A 16,572-nucleotide genomic window follows, 5' to 3' on the forward strand; every position below is an offset into this window, starting at 1 on the left:
GGCAATTTTTCTTCATTTAAAAGAAATTATTTCTCTATGTAAAAAAGCCCAAAGGAGATTACTGTGAAACAATTACATTTACAAGAAATTCTTCCCCATATCGGCGGAATCATAATAAAAGAAGGCTTGTGTTCCAGCTTCCATACTGTCATTACACGCAGGAATAAGCTAAATTCTGACACATTATTTTTTTGTCTTAATAGAAATATAGGGAATACAGTGACAAAAAAGCCCTTACCCAACTGCATTATTGTCACCGATCGTGTTGGCCGTCTTAAGAATATTCCCAATGCTGTAACAATCGTAAAAGTTAAAAACATAAAAGTTGCTTACCAACGTTTCCTGTCCTTTTATCGACGTTTATTCAACATACCAGTCATCGCCATCACAGGAACATACGGAAAAACCACTACAAAGGAAATGATCAGGCATATTCTTTCTGAACAATACAAAGTAAAAGCCACTTTAGGTAACTATAACCTGTTCCGTTCAAACTCAAGTGTATTAACAAAATTCGAAGATCAGACGGATTTTGGAATTTTTGAATTAGGTGTTGGAAAAAAGGGGAATTTGGATCGCTGCTGCCGATGTTTTGGCCCATTCACAGCCGTGATTACCGGCATAGGAGCTGACCATATCGAAAGATTTGGTTCGATTGAAAATTATAGAATGGAAAAGTCAAAGATTTTAAATGGTGTTGGCGAAAATCAGGCTGCAATACTTAATGCAGACTGTGAAAATACTTTAAAGATCACCAAGGACTTTCCAAATAAAAAGATTGTTTGGTTTGGCTTAGAAGAAACAGCCGATTTTAGGGCGCATAATATCATATATTCAGAACATAGTATTGATTTTCAATTAACTTTTAACAAAGAAACCCTTTCTGCTCGTATACCAGGTTGCGGCATTCATAATGTTTATAATGCACTCGCTGCCATCGCCGCCGTCCATTCGAATGGAGTTGACATTCAGTACGCGATCCAACGTCTTGAAAGCTTTAAACATCTTAAACGACACCTTGAAATAGTGAAAGGATTAAAAGGTGCAACCCTTATTGATGATACCTGGAATACGAACTCTGGTTCCATACAGGCGGCTCTTACTGTTTTAAATCAACTCGCCCACGAAAAAACCTCTATAGCCGTACTTGGCAAAATTAGCGAGCTTGGTGCAGAAGAGAAAAATGAGCATAAAAAAGTTGCCCGTATGGTTATAGAAAATCAAATAAAAATATTGATTTCAATTGGAAATACGGCTTCTATTATAAGCCGTGAAGCAATCAAATTGGGCATGGATCCAAACAGAGTATATATATGCAAATCAGATATCGAGGCACAGAACATTCTTAATGAACTGGCCAATCCAAATTCCATCATATTGGTCAAAACTTCAATGCGAGAGTCGTTAAGAAGATTCGTTAAAGAACTTAAAAAACAGCCTGATACGGTATAGACAAACAAAGCCTCCTTAAATCATGACTTGGATGATTAAGGAGGCTTCTTCTTATTTATGGCTCGCTAATAAAACGAATAAAATCTAAAATGCCTTTATCCGTTTATAAAATAATAATCTCAACTATGAAAAACCGGCTAGCCTTTTTGCGTAAAGCATATTAGCCAGCCTAATCAAGTTTACCAATTTTTTATTCCCTGAAAAGGAAGCGACAAAATCATTAGGATTACGATGATTAATCTCGATTAACCACACTTTTCCATCCGTATCTATTCCAATGTCAATCCCCAGTTTCCCAAAGTGAAATCCACAATTCTCAATCGTTTGTGCAGCTTTTCTTGCCAAATTGTCCATCTTCTTTCTATACTCCAAAATTGCAGACCTTTTGGCAAACATTTTTCCGAGTGTGATATCTACTTGTTCTACTTTTCCGCCTCTATGGCGGTTGCTGACAATTTGACCTTTTACCCCGTTTCTCCCCACAACACCATAATTTTTCCACGATCCGGTGTGATCCTTAATCATGATCACTCTAAAATCTATGATGGAATTATTAAAACGAAGATTAAGAGGCTGCTGAAGAATAAATTTCTCTTCACCAAAATTTTTTTCCAGGAAATCCTTTGCCTCATACAAATCGGGAAAAGTGTAATCTTTTTTTGTATCCTCATCAATGTATTGAAGGAGAAGCTTGTCGTCCTTATTCTCTAATTTCGCTACCCTTTTGCCCTGCATGCCTTTTATTGGCTTAATATAAACAGCATCATATTTCTCCATCATCTGCACAACATTTACAAACGTTCGAAAGATTTTTGTTTCTGGCAAAAAAGGCTTTAATTCTGAAGAATTTTTAAACCAAGTATACATTTCCCATTTATCAAATGTAGAAGAGTTAAATATATTTTTCCCAATCAAGGATTCAAAATGACGATGCAAATCCTGATTTAAGGAAGACTTTTTAAATATAGCCAATGGATAAGGGTAGTACCCTTTCTCCCATCTTTTTTTTGATGGATTATACAAATAACCAAATATCAATTTCTTGTCACGGTCAATCCCTTCGTTTGAAAATGCAATAATCGCTCCGCCAATTTTTTTATAATTTTTCACATATCTTCCAAGCTTGAGGACTTTTTCATCCAGCTTTGATATGGTTTTTGCTGCTACGATTCCGATAATGGGTCCGAAATGAATCACATTTTCTTTACATACTATCTCGTACGCCGGTAGCAGGGGCAGCATTAAAGAATGAAAAGTATCACCCGTCATTAAGATTTCATCTTTTCTTATTTTATTAGACGAAATAATATTGACTTCACATTTTTGAAGGCCAAACCGACATTGTATTTTTTCCAATGGGGTAATCCCCAGCTTCCGTAATACGACAGAATTTAGCGTTATTCTATAGCCATTTTCCATTTCTTTTTTTATTTGAAACGATTTACTCATAGTCCACCACCTCACGGCTGTATTCCTTTTCACTTCTACATACTATGAGTCCCCTTCTATTTGTGCCAATTATCTAGAGCAAAATTAGCTTATCTGAAATATACATAGAGAAGAATGATAAAAGCAGGAGCTGAAGGACAGTGAAACAGGAATATATAGGGGTAATCCTGCCTGATGGCATTTATCAAGTACTGTTAAAGGGACAAAATCAAATAAACGTTTCCGCCTACCAGGCGGCAGGGGAACATTATCATCTTATTCCTTTTTTTATGAGGTTAAGGAGTATTAAACCTGGAGTTGATCAAGTGCAAGGGTTTGTAAAAACAGAGGGAAAGTACAAACTTAAAACCATTTCTATTCCTAAGGTGATTTATACAAGAAGCTTTTTATCAAAAAGGCAGATTCACTTTTTAGAAAAAAGAAATATCCAGTTCTACAATAAAAAAGGCATTGGCCATAATAAATTGAATATGCACCACATTATCAGTGAAAATCCAGAGTTACAAGCGTTTCTGCCTAAGACTGTAAAGGGAACGATCGAAAACCTGAGAATAATGATGAATCAGCACAATCATTTAATTCTTAAACCAGCAAACGGAAGCTTAGGCGGAGGGATAATGAAATTATCCAGGGACAATTTGGGTACATGGGTACTCAACTATCCACATGCAAGAAGAGAGTGGTCTCAAATTACCTTTAAAGATGAAATCCCCCCATATATTACAGAAACCTTTAGTAAGAAGCAATACATTATCCAGGAAAGAATTGAACTGGCAACTTACAATGAAAGACCCTTCGACCTTCGTGTAGTTGTACAGCGAAATCACACGGGCAACTGGGTACTGGCAGGTATTCTATGTAAGGTATCTCCATCAAAAGAACAGTTTGTTACGAATATTAGCCAGGGTGGCAGATCTCTCAGCTTCGATTCTGTTTTAAAGGGACATCCATCTCTTTCTTACAGCAAGGTGTATGACGATATTTCACAGCTAACCTTGAAATTGGCAATACATTTGGAAAAATATACAGAACATATTGCCGATATAGCATTTGACATTGCTTTAAATAAAGAAGGACACCCCTATTTTATTGAGAGCAACTTCCGCGGACGCTATGGAAACATGAGATACAAAGGAAAAAGATATGAAGAATGGAAGGCAAAACACTTTAATCCTATAGGATATGGCAGATTTTTAATTGATCGGATAAGCAAACAGCATGGTGCTTCTTAAATAACTTTCGATTCAAGGGGAGTAAAGTATAATGGAGCAAACTAATAAAAACGAGGGAATTTCCATCGTTGCTTGTACAAATAAAGAGGGATATATGGACAATATCTTTTCAAATTATCGAAATCAAATATTACAAGAAAAAGAGTTAATCATTGTTCTAAATAGTGATTCACTAAATTTAAATGAATGGATGAAAAAAGCGGAAAATTATGAACATGTCCAGGTGTACCAACTTCCAGAGTACACAACACTAGGAAGTTGTTTAAACTTTGGTATTGATAAAGCTAAGTTTAAATTTGTAGCTAAATGGGACGATGATGATTATTATGGTCCTGCGTATTTAGATGAAGCTTTAAAAACCTTTCAGAATACAGACGCTGATATTCTTGGAAAAAGAAGCATTTTTATGTATATTCCGGCTACTAAGGAATTACGGCTTCGATTCCCAGGCCGGGAATTTAAACCGGTTAAACTAGTACTAGGCGGGACTATTGTTGCTAAAAAAACAGTAATGCAGGATGTCCCTTTTTTAGATATATCTTTGAGTGAAGATACAAACTTTATAAAAAATGCAAGGACTAAAGGATATCGTATTCTTTCGACCAGCAGATATAACTATGTTTACTTCAGATGGGATTCTAATAAACACACATGGAAGCCTTCCAGCAGGTATCTAAAAAGAACCTCAAAACACATTGGTTTTTTTTCTGAAATTAAACACATTGTTGATGAGGGAATTCCTTGAGAATAATCGTATGATTCGTTTAACTCGGACCGATGGCTTGCCTAAGGCTTCCTTTAGATTCCACGTCGCAGCGGACACCTTCGCCTTCAGCTAATGGGCGCATATCCCAACATCCAAAGCTGACTTTTACCGCCAAGTTAATGGAGATGTCTAGCACACCAAAAAAAGCTTCCCTCAGGTTGCTTTTTTTGATGTATTACTTATATCATTAATAATTCCCTTATATCCTCTTCTGTAAGGGAAGAAATAATCTTTTCATCAGAATCAATGATCTCTCCTATAAGGTCCCTCTTTTTGTCCTGGAGATCATTCATTTTCTCTTCGATTGTTCCACGGGCGACGAGCTTGATGACTTGAACCACATTTTTCTGTCCCATACGATGGGCACGATCAGCTGCCTGTTCTTCTACTGCGGGATTCCACCAGGTATCATATAAAATAACAGTGTCGGCACTCATTAGATTAAGCCCGGTCCCTCCGGCTTTCAAAGAAATAAGGAACATATCACGTTCACCATTATTAAATCGTTCACATATTTCTACCCTTTCCTCTGCCGGAGTTTGGCCATCCAAGTAAAAGAATGGCATACTTTTATTAGTTAACTCCCTGCCAATGAGTTCAAGCATTTTAGTGAACTGAGAAAAAATTAACACTCTTCTTCCCGAAATTCTTGATTCCTCTACAATTTCCATCAACTGTTCAAACTTTGCTGATTTCCCTTTATATCCTTCCACAAACAAATCAGGGTGACAGCAAATCTGGCGGAGACGAGTCAGTCCTGCTAAAATTCTAATTCGATTTTTTCGTATTGTCTCCTTATCGAGATGCTTTAATGTATCATGCCTAAGTTTTGCCAAGTATGCAGCATATAATCTTTTTTGCTCAGGAAAAAGTTCAACCGATTCCCTTGATTCTATTTTATCAGGAAGTTCTGCTAGTACATCCTCTTTTAATCTTCGTAGTAAAAAAGGCTGAATTCTTCTCGCGATATGTTTCCTGGAGAGCTTGCTGTATTCCTTCAGCCCGAGGAAGAGTTCAGGAAAAACCACATGAAAAATAGACCATAGCTCTTCTAAGGAATTTTCTATAGGAGTACCGGTAAGTGCAAAGCGATATCTGGAGTTCAGCTTCTTTACTGCTCTAGCAGTCTGGGTTAACGGATTTTTAAACGCCTGTGCTTCATCAAAAAATACCGTATGGAAGCCTTGTTTTTCAAACCAGCTGATCTCCCGTCTCAATAAGGGGTAGGACACAATTAATACATCAGTATTAGTTGAACTCCCCAAAAGGCTTGCTCTCTCTGTTTTGTTGCCATCTACGACTGACACTTTAAGCTCGGGAGAAAATTTCTTAAATTCACTGAGCCAGTTATATGAAAGAGAAGAAGGGCAAACAATGAGAACTGGCTGGTTATCCTTACGAATATTATGCAGTTCCGATACTATATATGAAATACTTTGTACCGTCTTTCCGAGTCCCATATCATCAGCCAGGATACCGCCAAATCCAAAATGAGCAAGAGTTTTCATCCATTTATACCCGTATTTTTGATACTCTTTCAGGATGAAATCAAAACTGTGTGGAACTTCAAATGCTAATCTGTCAGGGTTCCGCAAGTTGTCTAAAAGCTCCCGGAATGATTCCTCCAGCTTAAAATTATCATTTGACTCAACAGTATCAAGCAGCTGCAGGCATTTTTCAAATGGAAGGCTTAAACCATTTACCAGATCCTTATCTTCCATCAATGGAGAACGGAGAAATCGCAGAATTTCTTCAAATTCTCGCGTCTGTAGCGAGAAGAGAGATCCATTTGGCAAACGGTAAAATTTTCTTTTTTCCTCCAAGGCCTGCAAAACTTCCTTAATTTGCGGTTCCTTGATACCATCCATTTCAAATTTAAATTCAAGCCAATTTGTCCGTTCCTTTTTGACTCTGATTCTTATTTGAGGATTAAAAACTCCTCTTGATATTCTATTTCTTACCGCAGTGGTAGCATAAATTCGTACAAGGTTTTGGAGTTTTGGAAGAACATGATATAAAAATTCATACTCAAGCTCTTCATTTTGAAGATAAAACCCCTCCTCGGTCCTTGAGAATGAGCTTTCATCTATAAGCTGAAGGATTTGATCTTCTTTCGCAGTCTCCCTAACGATATAGGAACCACCTGGCAGCTCTCTTCTTTCCAATGGATTTATCGATATATGTTCATATTGAAACTCCAGCCCTGCAAGAAGCTTATTGTTTACCCGGTCAAGATAAAGCTTAGCCACCAAAGGAGTTCTTACCCATTCTTTTGTTAGACTTTCAGAAATGTTAACACGCCCAAGTCTTTTCAGTCCAGGGACCACTTTTTCAAGAAAAAAATAAAGCTGCTCTTTTGGAATAGGAATGAAATTTGAACCCGACGTTCCCAGCATCTTTATAAGTTCCAAAAGCCTATTCAAATCGTCCTTATCCAGCTTTTTTATTTTTCCATCGAATAAAACAGACTCATAGGATTCGAAAATGACCAGCTTTGACAAGCCATTAATCTTTAACGCAACGCCGGATCCGTTTGTTTCTTTCATTTCAAATTCCAATGGGAAGATTTCATTTGTTAAGCTAATGCCTGAAAAGGTTTGTCCCTCATATTCCAGCTTTGTGTGTGAAGCTATTACCAGCATAGGAAGCAGGCGTTCCCATGAGGAAGACGGGATTAGCAGCATCTGATCGTGTTCTTGTAATGGAGCAGTGTTTCCATAAGCATTTTGGTCTCGAAGCACCTGGATTATCTGCTGGATAACATCATATGTTTCTTTTTCGAAACAATGAAGAGTTGGTTCATATGTGAAGGTGCCTGAATGTTTGTAAGGCCTGCCTTCTTTTATGTGGTTTAAAAACCTTCGAATATCTTGAACAACTTCAGAACCGATGGTTATTTCCAGGCCGAATAGATATCTCTCATTGCCTAAAGAAAATGGTTTGCATGTAAAGGCAACATCAATTACCTGTTTTTTTTCGAAATGAGGAAGATGCCCGCTTGCTTGCACGGTACGATTAGTGAAAAGGTTGATTAATCCCTCTGTTAAAGTTTCATCGTTTTCCTTTGCTTCAATTGGTACAGTTCCTTTACGCTGATGTTCCAGAATGGCCAGCAGAACTCCTGCGATATGCTGGCAATCCTTATTATAGGAAGCAAGCTTAGTACAATCACATTTAGTATGAAGGCTGCCATGTTCATCAGTTTGAACAATGACATGAAAAATTTCTTCATCACCCTTCACAACTGCTTTATATTTATTGGAACAGAATTCAGAAAATTCTATTTTATTATTGCGGTTAAAAAATTCTCCACGCCTGAAGGAGACAGTGCCGCACTTCTCTATGATAATTTTTTGATTGAATTTAGTGTTCAAAAGCTTTGTCCCTTCTTTAGCAGTGTTTTAATTTTTCCATATTGAATACTCAAGATTGTAACACATGCTGGCTGTTTTCATGTAAAATGAAATTTAATTTTTATGAGTGAAGGAAGTACTTCCAGACAAAAAGAAGGCAGTATATACCAGGGTGGTTATATTGCCTTCTTTTAATTTTTTCAATATCCGTATGGTGGAAATACCGACACCTCAGCTGAATTGCTGTTTGTTTATGAAGAAGGTTATACATCATTTCATCAGGATAAACTGGGGCATAATAATGTGAATATCGCCGTCAAGGCCCCTTTTCTCTTCCACTGCTTGAATAAACCTGTTCAGCGGGTCCAAAAGAGATCAATTTGCTTTTAAGAACATTCAATCTGCAAGGAGCACCACATTTCTTCCATTTTTCAATTAATGTATCGTCAAATCTCACATAAACCGCAATAATATTTTCTCCGCCGATACTATTTGTAAACGAAAGTGTAATGTTTACTACTTTGTGTATTTCAGAAACCAAGACAAATGTAATGACATCCTTTTCAATAGGAAACTCTTAAGGTTTTTCTTTTTGTAATAAAAGAGGAATTATCAAGTTTGACACTAAACTCAAGAGAGTAGTCTTTTTCTCTTTCCAGTTCCTCAGGAATAGTTATAATAAATTCAATCGATTCTTTTTTCTTAGGATAGCATGGCAGTGAACATAATACAGACATGGTATTTAAAGCATCGTGAACAGACTTCTTTTCACCCAGCAAATCAATATCAATACGGCCGATTTTGTTTTTGATCAATCTGCCTTCGAATTCAATTGATTCATTAATAACACCACCAGCAGAATACTATGGCTTATCAAGTTTTATATTAATTTTTGGCTGACCGATTAAACGTTTTATATAATTTGCCAACATTTTGATCACCTTTTGCTTCTGGATTCATTTGTGCTGTATACAGGTGAATCATAATAATGGTTATTTTTTGATTCATGAACTAATGCTGTCCTTTATATCATGAGGAATTTTTCCCTAGGCGATTTAATTTATAACGCAAAACAAAAAGACCTTCTATCAGGTATCTTTTTCAATCAAAAAAATAAACCGAATTTGGTGGTCTTAGGACCTTCCTCACTTTGCCTGCGAAGTTAGCTGACGGATAGGATGGCGAAAGAGAACACACCCCTTCTGTAAAACAGAATGAACCCCAAGAACATTGGTTCCTCCGCTTCTGAAAAATATCAGGATTAGGCTTTTAATTATATAACTTGTCTATTTTATTAACTATATACGTTGTCTATTTTATTAACTATATACGTTGTCTATTTTATTAACTATATACGTTGTCTATTTTATTCAGTGGTTATGAAATTGTAAAACTGCCAATTTAGCACAATTAAATCAAAATAGAATCTTAGTCTTATTTTTTCTGTGAATCTTTCAGTTTATCTTACTGTCTCTCATTTCTTGCTTCTATTCCGTTATTCCTACAAAATCTGATTCGTCAAATCTGGATGTCACAGAATTGATTTGTTTTTCCACTTTAAAATATTTAACTTTTTCTATGTTAATAGTGACATATTCCGAACCTAATTTCTTTGTGAATTTATCTCGTAGCGGAAAGGAGATCCATGGCTTATTTTGTTCAATGATCCTTTTAGAAATTTCTTCTGCATTTTCTCCTTTAACTGGTATGGAAATGGAGCTGTCCTCATTATAAAAAAACTGTAAGATAAATTTGTTTTCCATTCAAACCCCTCCTTGTCCATGTATTTATATTTCCCTCCTTTTTAAATATTCAATTCTTGCATTAAAAAGTTGATATTTTTGTTTACAGGAGAATGAGATTAGATTAATATCTAATTAGATAATTATAAAATTAATGGTTAAACTTAGGAGTTTTAAAATGTATCAAACCATACTTCGTGAAAAATCATACCGAAAGTTATTTCTAGCCGGCGTGGTTAATGGAATTGGTGACCGTTTCAGTCAGGTAGCGCTATTGACGCTTATTTTGGAAATGACAGGCTCTGGCCTAGCTGTTGGGGTAACAATGGCGTTAAGAATGATCCCTTTTCTCCTATTTGCTCCATTTAGCAGCAGGTTCGCAAAAAAATGGACCAGGAAGAGAGTTCTGATTACTACCGACCTTGTACGTGCTTTCATTGCCATATCTTTTCTTTTTATTAATAGTGCAGCTGACATGTGGATTGTCTATGCAGGCTCTTTTCTTCTTTCAGCTGGAGAAGCTCTGTATGCTCCGGCAAGGAAAGCTGGAATTCCTGTCATCGTGCAAAAGAAATCAATAAAGGATGTTAACGCGTGGGAGCAGGTTTCTCTCGGAATTGTTTTAATTGTGGGAGCTTTTACTGGAGGGATCGTTTCTTTCCTCCTTGGCCCGAAGGCGGCATTTTTTATTAACATTCTATCTTTTGCTGCTGCTGCATATTTCATTTCCGGAATACCAAGCCTTGAGAATAGAACGGTTAAAATGTCATCAAAAGAAACAGTTCATGATGTCAGCATAGCAAGGCTGGCCATGACTTCTGTCTTTTTGATTATGCTCATGACCTTTGATTTGTTAAATCCTTTAATAAATGGGATTGAGAATGTTTTGCTAAGTGTTTACGCGGTGAAGGTTTTCCAAATGGGCGGACTTGGAGTTGGAATTTTTTATAGCGTTCTGGGAACAGGACTTTTAATGAGTCCTCTGGTTTCAGGACTTATTAAAAAGAACTTTCTATCAATTGCCTTTATAGGGTTATTAATGGAAGGAGTTGTCCTTACAGGGATTAGCCAGGTTCATTCCTTTGTACTTGCAGCCCTTTTATTTGGAATTCTTACGCTCTTTAGCGGAGTGGGAAATACTTTAATGGATACGGCTGTTATGCAGACTATACCTGCAAAACACCATGGAGCTTACTTTGCTTTTTCTGCAACCGTCACCAATACTTGCTTAGGTCTTTCTATGTTTTTATCAGGATTGGCTCTTGAAGGGATTTCACCCCGAACCCTTGGCTTACTGGGAGGATTTCTCTATATTCTGCTAGGTGCAATTTACTTCCTATGGTCAGCAAAAATAGATCTGCGAAAAGAAAGTCGCCAGCTTGTTAACATTTCTATTCGATTATAAATTTAACCTGTAAGGGATAATCCTTACAGGTTATTTTTCAATACTAACTCTCGTTCCATTTGGAATGATTCCTGAAAGCTCTAGAACATCCCTATTGTGCATTCTTATGCATCCATGTGAAACGGCTTTGCCAATGGAAGCCGGGTTGTCTGTGCCGTGGATTCCATACCCTGCTTTTGATAAAGAAAGCCACATAACACCGAAAGGTCCTCCGGGTGCTGGCTCCCTGTTAACAACAATATAATCCCCAAGAGGTGTAAGGGTCAGCATTTTCCCAATACCCACAGGATAGACTTTCACAAAGCGGCCATCATTAAAAAGAGCAAGTGTTTTTTTGCCAAGGGAAACCTTTATAGAAAATGGAATCGTAATTGGCTCCGGAATACCAGGGATGACAATTCTTTGTCCCGGATACAGTCTATATATACCAGGGTTGGCACGATAAAGTTTTTTTCGGGAAACACGAAAATCCATAGATATACTTTCAAAGCTCTCCCCCGGACTAACAATATGAAGCAATGGCAGCCCCTCCCTTTTTTCTTTAGCATATTCCCCGTTTATCATTTGGTTGCCTGTGTGCTTCAAAGGGTTAACCATTGTTATACTCACCATAAGATTTTTACTCCTGGCGCTCGCTTTTCGCAGGCATTTTGGCAGCCTCCCTCTTCAATCAAGATAGCTGGAAAAAATCAACAAAGATAACTTTAAACCAGCAAATTATGGTTATGGGACTGTTTATGCTTTTTGGAGTTGGTCTCGGCGCTCTTTCCTAACATTATTTTGGTGTATCCGGCTCGATTGTTATTGATGGAGTTAGCTTTGTCGTTTCAGCCATTTTGATTCGCAGCTGCCCTATTTCTACTTAAGTCAGGCTTCCAAACGGGAAAACAAAAATGAAGGAACTTAATATAAAAATGTTACTCGCCGATTTCAGATCTGGACTTCAATATATTTTAAAAAATAAACTTCTTCTTTCAATCATTTCCGGTTTTCTTGTTTTCGGGTTTATTAATGGATGTTTTTCGGTACTCCCGCTTTTTACATTGAAATATATGTTAGCTCCTGAACATTATAAACAATTTGCAGCTTATTTCAGTTTTTTTCTCGGAATTGGTTTTATTATTGGAAGCTCTATTGGCAGTCCATTAGTCAAAAAATTTAAGGCATACAGGATTCTTATCACAGAAGTACTTTTAACCGGAGCAATTTATTTGTATGATTGCTGGTGCCATGACAAATGTCTGGTGGTTTTATGCTGTTATATTAGTCATGGGGATTATTCTTGCTCCTGTTAATGTCGCCATATCAGGGTGGATGAATGAGCTAGTGGAGCCAAAATTTTTGGGTCGAGTATCAGGCTGGCTGGATCCGCTAATGATGACCGCCCATTCTGCTGCACTTGCCATTATTGCAGCGATCTTCCCAGCTTTTATAAAAGTAGATTCTATTTATAATGCCATAGGAATCCTGATGCTGATTGTTGGAACGTATTATCTTATCATTCTCCCCCGTCTTGTCAGAACGGAGAAGAAAGTACGAATGGAACTAGAAATGTAAACTTGTGCGGAGTTCGGACCATAAGGTTTGTTCTCCGTATTTTTATTTACGCCATAATTGTATTAAAATGCTTAGGTGGAGGTGAAAACCATGGAAATAAGGCATTTACGATATTTCCTGGAAGTAGGAAAGCAAAAAAGTGTAACGAGGGCTGCTGAAACGCTTCATATCTCCCAGCCTGCTTTAAGTAAAATGATAAAGTCCCTAGAGGATGAAATTGGAATACCTCTGATGATTAGAAGCAATAAGCAAAATGAAATAACAGATGCAGGAAATGTTGTTATGGAATATGCTCAGAAGATGACTTCATTAATGGATGAAATGAATACAACCCTGAATGATATGACCAACTTAAAGCGCGGCAGAATACATATCGGACTCCCTCCCATCATTGGAAGTCTCTTTTTTCCCAAAGTGATGGCCAAATTTCATCGTGATTACCCTAATATTGAAATTAAAATTACAGAATATGGCGGAGCGAGGGTTGTTAAAAGCGTAGAGGAAGGAGAATTTGAACTGGGAGTCGCTGTCTTACCAATTGATGAAAAGGAACTAAATGTCTTTCCTTTTCTTGCTGAAGAAATGAGGCTGCTTGTGCCTTATAGTCACCGGTATGCGAACAGGGAATATGTTGAATTAAAGGAATTAGTGGATGAAGAGTTTATTTTTTACCATGAAGAATTTTCACTTCATGATATCATGAGGAAAAAATTCATAAATGAGGGCTTTGAACCAAAAATTTTATTTAAAACCTCCCAATGGGATTTTATGACAGAAATGGTTGCCGCGCAAATGGGAGTTACTATATTGCCTGAGTCGATTTGTGAACGAGCCTCACACGAAGATCTTAAACAGATTAAACTGAATCCGCCTGTTATGTGGGAATTAGCTGTTATTACTCGAAAAGATCGTTACCTTTCATATGCGGGACGAAAATTAATTAATTTTATTCTGACACAAATCGAATCTTAAACCATTTTCAGCGGATGCATCATAACCTTAAGTTATGAAACTCATTCTTAATATGTATTTTACGAATATCGTTTTTCGTCGTAATATTATCTTCTACCTAAGGTGTTTTAGAGAGAGGCTGTTACGATTGAAAAAAATTCTAATAATTATTATACAAATTTTATTCCTTCATATTTTCTTGTTTATGGGTTATGGAGTAAAACATGTACTTCCTATTCCTATTCCCGCTTCTATGATAGGTCTGATCTTTTTGTTCCTTGGACTTAAATTTAAAATGGTTAAACTTGAGTGGGTGGAACAAGGCGGGAATTGGCTGCTGGCGGAATTACTTCTATTTTTTATTCCATCTGCCGTTGGAATTGTAAATTATCATGAAATTTTCAGCATTCAGGGAGGAGAAACTGTTCTACTGATTGCTTTCAGTACAGTTATTGTTATAGGGGTAACTGCATATGTAGCTGAAAAAATATTAAACCGAAAGAGAAGTAATGCGTAATGAAAATGATTTTGTTTACATTAATAACCTATATCATTTACCGGGTGTCTAAAAAAGCCTATACTAAGTGGCCTTTTCCTTGGTTTCATCCATTGATTATCGCACCGGCTGGATTAATTCTAATTATAAGCATCGTTCATGTCTCTGCAAATCAGTATCTTGATTCCTCTCGATTACTGACCCATCTGCTTGGACCTGCTACCGTTGCGTTTGCGATTCCCATTTACAAACACTATTCTATGGTAAAAAAATATATCGGTACTATTTTTGTCAGCATTACAGCAGGAAGCCTGGCAGCTATTATTTCATCTTTTGGATTATCCGAATTGATTCACTTAAATAGCGATTTTATGATCAGTATTCTTCCCCGTTCGATTACTACACCAATTGCTATTGAAGTTTCAAAAGAAATTGGTGGCCTTCCAGCTTTAACTACTGTCTTTGTTATTTTAACGGGAGTAATTGGCGGAGCTTTTGGTCCGCTGGTAATTAAAGGTCTTTCTATAAAAGCTCCTATTGCTAAAGGATTGGCTTTAGGGACAGCTGCTCACGGTGCGGGAACAAGCAAGGCGCTTGAGTATGGAGAACAGGAAGGCACCTTCTCTACTCTGGCTATGATTTTTGCTGCATGGATTACCTTGGTTTTTGGTTTTTCACTCATTCCGTTGTTAATGACTTCTATTCATTAAGAAATCGCCTGTCCAAATTCGGCAGGCGATTTTATTTTGCTAAGTTTTAATATCTTGAAGCTTCTTTCCTGGTAACTTCATCGATTTTATGTATGAACATCTGAAAAACTCTTCGCTTTTCTTCCAGGTCCTTTATGTATTCCTTTAGCTGGTTATATTGTTCTTCAAAGGGTCTATGGTACCTCTCACGAATACTTTCTATAATTTCATCATTAACAGTTGATTGAATGACCTGCTTTGTTATACCGTATTTATAGGAATAAACCTTGAGTTCCTGGGCAACTTCTTCATATTCAAGCCCAATTTGATCAAGGACCTGTGTAATATCTTCCTTCCACTCATCAAGCGATTTTTGCAAGTATGACTTAACCTCTGTTTCTTCCATAAAAACACCTGCTTTCTGCATTTTATTTAATTATAGTAAGGTTTGTTTACAGATACATGTCCAGATAGTTACAAACCGTTTTCACTTCTATAACAAAGGACGGTCCCATTGTTTTTTTTGACAACTCTCTCTCCATAAAGAATTTAAAAACATTTTTATGGAAATCAGCTCCCTTTTCACGTCACAATGGTTTAGCCTCCTCGCTCTTATTCCGCAGTGGAGTCTTTCCAGACCGTTTTTCCGCAAAAGATTGAACGAGCATTTTTGAACCGCTTATGGAAATGCGAATGCATTTCCGAGGAGTGTCGCGATTCTCTTACAATCTACAACATCTTTTTACAGCATTAAAGATAAAAAGCGCCTTTCCTTTTATAGAAAGACGCTTCTTGATTAATTATTTGAAATGGGCTTTGATGACAGCTTTGATTTTTCGGCTTGATGAAGAATGAGTGCTCCTAATCCCTGAATGATGGTTTTAAAAATTACCTGTCCAAGAATTGCTGCCGGTACTGCTTCCCATGGAAGAAAATTAGCACCTAATGGACTTAACCCGATTATCACGAAAATGATGGAATCGAGGAAACCGCCTGCGAGACCGCTATAAAATACTCTCCAGCTCATAGGAAGATTTAAACGACTATAAATCTCTGTATCCGAGGTTTCTGAAACAAGAAATGATAAAGCTGATGCAGCAACAATTAGTAAAGTATCTCCCAAATATGAAGAAACAGCCGCAGATAAAACAAGTGCTGTTCCAATAAATAAATAAGTTTTCGCACGTCCGTATTTATTTTGAACCAGGTCACGCAAAATGAATGTTGCCCCAACAAGCAAGGTTCCCATAGGAACAATAAAGATCCCCAGATGTAATGGTGCAAAAGCAGCTGTTATAACGTTTGCTGTTACTATGCTAAACAAATAAAGAAAAATTCTCATCCTGTAACCTCCGAATATATGAAATGAGGAAATTCGGTTCGGCACTCCAAAAAAATAAAAACAGAACTACAAAGAAGTCCTGTTTCCCATAGTTTTTTTGAGAGGGTAGCTAGAACCTCTACCGCGTTAGCGGATATT

Annotated in this window: 17 protein-coding genes and 2 riboswitches; of the genes, 8 read left to right on the forward strand and 9 right to left on the reverse strand. The window is 37.0% G+C overall.

Going from position 1 to position 16,572, the window contains the following annotated elements; all coding sequences use genetic code 11:
* Window positions 1-63: 63 nt before the first annotated feature.
* Window positions 64-1,452, forward strand: a complete 1,389-nt coding sequence (locus tag G8761_RS11130; RefSeq protein WP_166026558.1) for a Mur ligase family protein — start codon at window positions 64-66, stop codon at window positions 1,450-1,452.
* 123 nt (window positions 1,453-1,575) lie between these two features.
* On the opposite strand, the gene G8761_RS11135 is transcribed toward G8761_RS11130, so the two are convergent.
* Window positions 1,576-2,901: a YheC/YheD family endospore coat-associated protein gene (locus G8761_RS11135; RefSeq protein ID WP_166026560.1), complete on the reverse strand. Its 1,326-nt coding sequence runs from the start codon at window positions 2,899-2,901 to the stop codon at window positions 1,576-1,578.
* 140 nt (window positions 2,902-3,041) lie between these two features.
* Between G8761_RS11135 and G8761_RS11140 the strand changes: the two genes are divergently transcribed.
* Window positions 3,042-4,133 carry a YheC/YheD family protein gene (locus tag G8761_RS11140; protein WP_166026561.1) on the forward strand — a complete coding sequence of 364 codons (1,092 nt, stop codon included), beginning with the start codon at window positions 3,042-3,044 and terminating at the stop codon, window positions 4,131-4,133.
* Window positions 4,134-4,164: 31 nt separating this feature from the next.
* Complete coding sequence (locus tag G8761_RS11145; protein WP_166026563.1) at window positions 4,165-4,878, forward strand: glycosyltransferase family 2 protein; 714 nt, start codon at window positions 4,165-4,167, stop codon at window positions 4,876-4,878.
* A gap of 200 nt (window positions 4,879-5,078) precedes the next feature.
* Here the strand turns inward: G8761_RS11145 and G8761_RS11150 are convergent, their stop codons facing one another.
* The 5 genes from G8761_RS11150 to G8761_RS11165 all read right to left on the reverse strand — a co-directional run bounded on the left by G8761_RS11150 (window position 5,079) and on the right by G8761_RS11165 (window position 10,015).
* The gene (locus tag G8761_RS11150; RefSeq protein WP_166026566.1) at window positions 5,079-8,273 is read right to left on the reverse strand and encodes a DEAD/DEAH box helicase; all 3,195 of its coding nucleotides are present in this window, start codon (window positions 8,271-8,273) and stop codon (window positions 5,079-5,081) included.
* A gap of 295 nt (window positions 8,274-8,568) precedes the next feature.
* Entirely contained in the window at window positions 8,569-8,793 is a 225-nt protein-coding gene (locus G8761_RS11155; RefSeq protein WP_166026568.1) for a hypothetical protein, read from the reverse strand.
* A 22-nt stretch (window positions 8,794-8,815) separates the two neighbouring features.
* On the reverse strand, window positions 8,816-9,067 hold the full coding sequence (locus tag G8761_RS11160; RefSeq protein WP_166026570.1) for a hypothetical protein: 252 nt from the start codon (window positions 9,065-9,067) through the stop codon (window positions 8,816-8,818).
* Between the two features lie 70 nt (window positions 9,068-9,137).
* On the reverse strand, window positions 9,138-9,260 hold the full coding sequence (locus tag G8761_RS27650) for a hypothetical protein (protein WP_275940698.1): 123 nt from the start codon (window positions 9,258-9,260) through the stop codon (window positions 9,138-9,140).
* A 127-nt stretch (window positions 9,261-9,387) separates the two neighbouring features.
* Window positions 9,388-9,530, reverse strand: a riboswitch (cyclic di-AMP (ydaO/yuaA leader).
* Window positions 9,531-9,739: 209 nt separating this feature from the next.
* On the reverse strand, window positions 9,740-10,015 hold the full coding sequence (locus tag G8761_RS11165; RefSeq protein WP_166026572.1) for a hypothetical protein: 276 nt from the start codon (window positions 10,013-10,015) through the stop codon (window positions 9,740-9,742).
* Window positions 10,016-10,172: 157 nt separating this feature from the next.
* Here G8761_RS11165 and G8761_RS11170 point away from each other — a divergent pair, with 157 nt between their 5' ends.
* Window positions 10,173-11,399: an MFS transporter gene (locus G8761_RS11170; RefSeq protein ID WP_166026574.1), complete on the forward strand. Its 1,227-nt coding sequence runs from the start codon at window positions 10,173-10,175 to the stop codon at window positions 11,397-11,399.
* 30 nt (window positions 11,400-11,429) lie between these two features.
* Here the strand turns inward: G8761_RS11170 and G8761_RS11175 are convergent, their stop codons facing one another.
* Window positions 11,430-11,963, reverse strand: coding sequence for a L,D-transpeptidase family protein (locus tag G8761_RS11175; protein ID WP_166026862.1), 534 nt, complete (start codon window positions 11,961-11,963; stop codon window positions 11,430-11,432).
* A gap of 651 nt (window positions 11,964-12,614) precedes the next feature.
* On the opposite strand from G8761_RS11175, the gene G8761_RS11180 reads away from it, so the two are divergent.
* From G8761_RS11180 to G8761_RS11195, 4 genes are all read left to right on the forward strand, one after another.
* Window positions 12,615-12,956, forward strand: a complete 342-nt coding sequence (locus tag G8761_RS11180) for a hypothetical protein (protein ID WP_166026576.1) — start codon at window positions 12,615-12,617, stop codon at window positions 12,954-12,956.
* Between the two features lie 90 nt (window positions 12,957-13,046).
* On the forward strand, window positions 13,047-13,928 hold the full coding sequence (locus G8761_RS11185) for a LysR substrate-binding domain-containing protein (protein WP_166026578.1): 882 nt from the start codon (window positions 13,047-13,049) through the stop codon (window positions 13,926-13,928).
* Between the two features lie 127 nt (window positions 13,929-14,055).
* On the forward strand, window positions 14,056-14,424 hold the full coding sequence (locus G8761_RS11190) for a CidA/LrgA family protein (protein WP_243449983.1): 369 nt from the start codon (window positions 14,056-14,058) through the stop codon (window positions 14,422-14,424).
* The gene (locus tag G8761_RS11195) at window positions 14,424-15,113 is read left to right on the forward strand and encodes an LrgB family protein (RefSeq protein WP_166026582.1); all 690 of its coding nucleotides are present in this window, start codon (window positions 14,424-14,426) and stop codon (window positions 15,111-15,113) included. The genes G8761_RS11190 and G8761_RS11195 overlap by 1 nt, the downstream gene beginning before the upstream one ends.
* Before the next feature lie 46 nt (window positions 15,114-15,159).
* Here G8761_RS11195 and G8761_RS11200 read toward each other — a convergent pair whose 3' ends face one another.
* Entirely contained in the window at window positions 15,160-15,498 is a 339-nt protein-coding gene (locus tag G8761_RS11200) for a hypothetical protein (protein ID WP_166026584.1), read from the reverse strand.
* A gap of 390 nt (window positions 15,499-15,888) precedes the next feature.
* Window positions 15,889-16,434: a VUT family protein gene (locus tag G8761_RS11205; RefSeq protein WP_166026586.1), complete on the reverse strand. Its 546-nt coding sequence runs from the start codon at window positions 16,432-16,434 to the stop codon at window positions 15,889-15,891.
* Between the two features lie 82 nt (window positions 16,435-16,516).
* A riboswitch (PreQ1 riboswitch) is annotated at window positions 16,517-16,559 on the reverse strand.
* Window positions 16,560-16,572: the final 13 nt, after the last annotated feature.

The organism is Neobacillus terrae, from assembly GCF_011393025.1.
Classification (GTDB): domain Bacteria; phylum Bacillota; class Bacilli; order Bacillales; family Cytobacillaceae; genus Neobacillus_A; species Neobacillus_A terrae.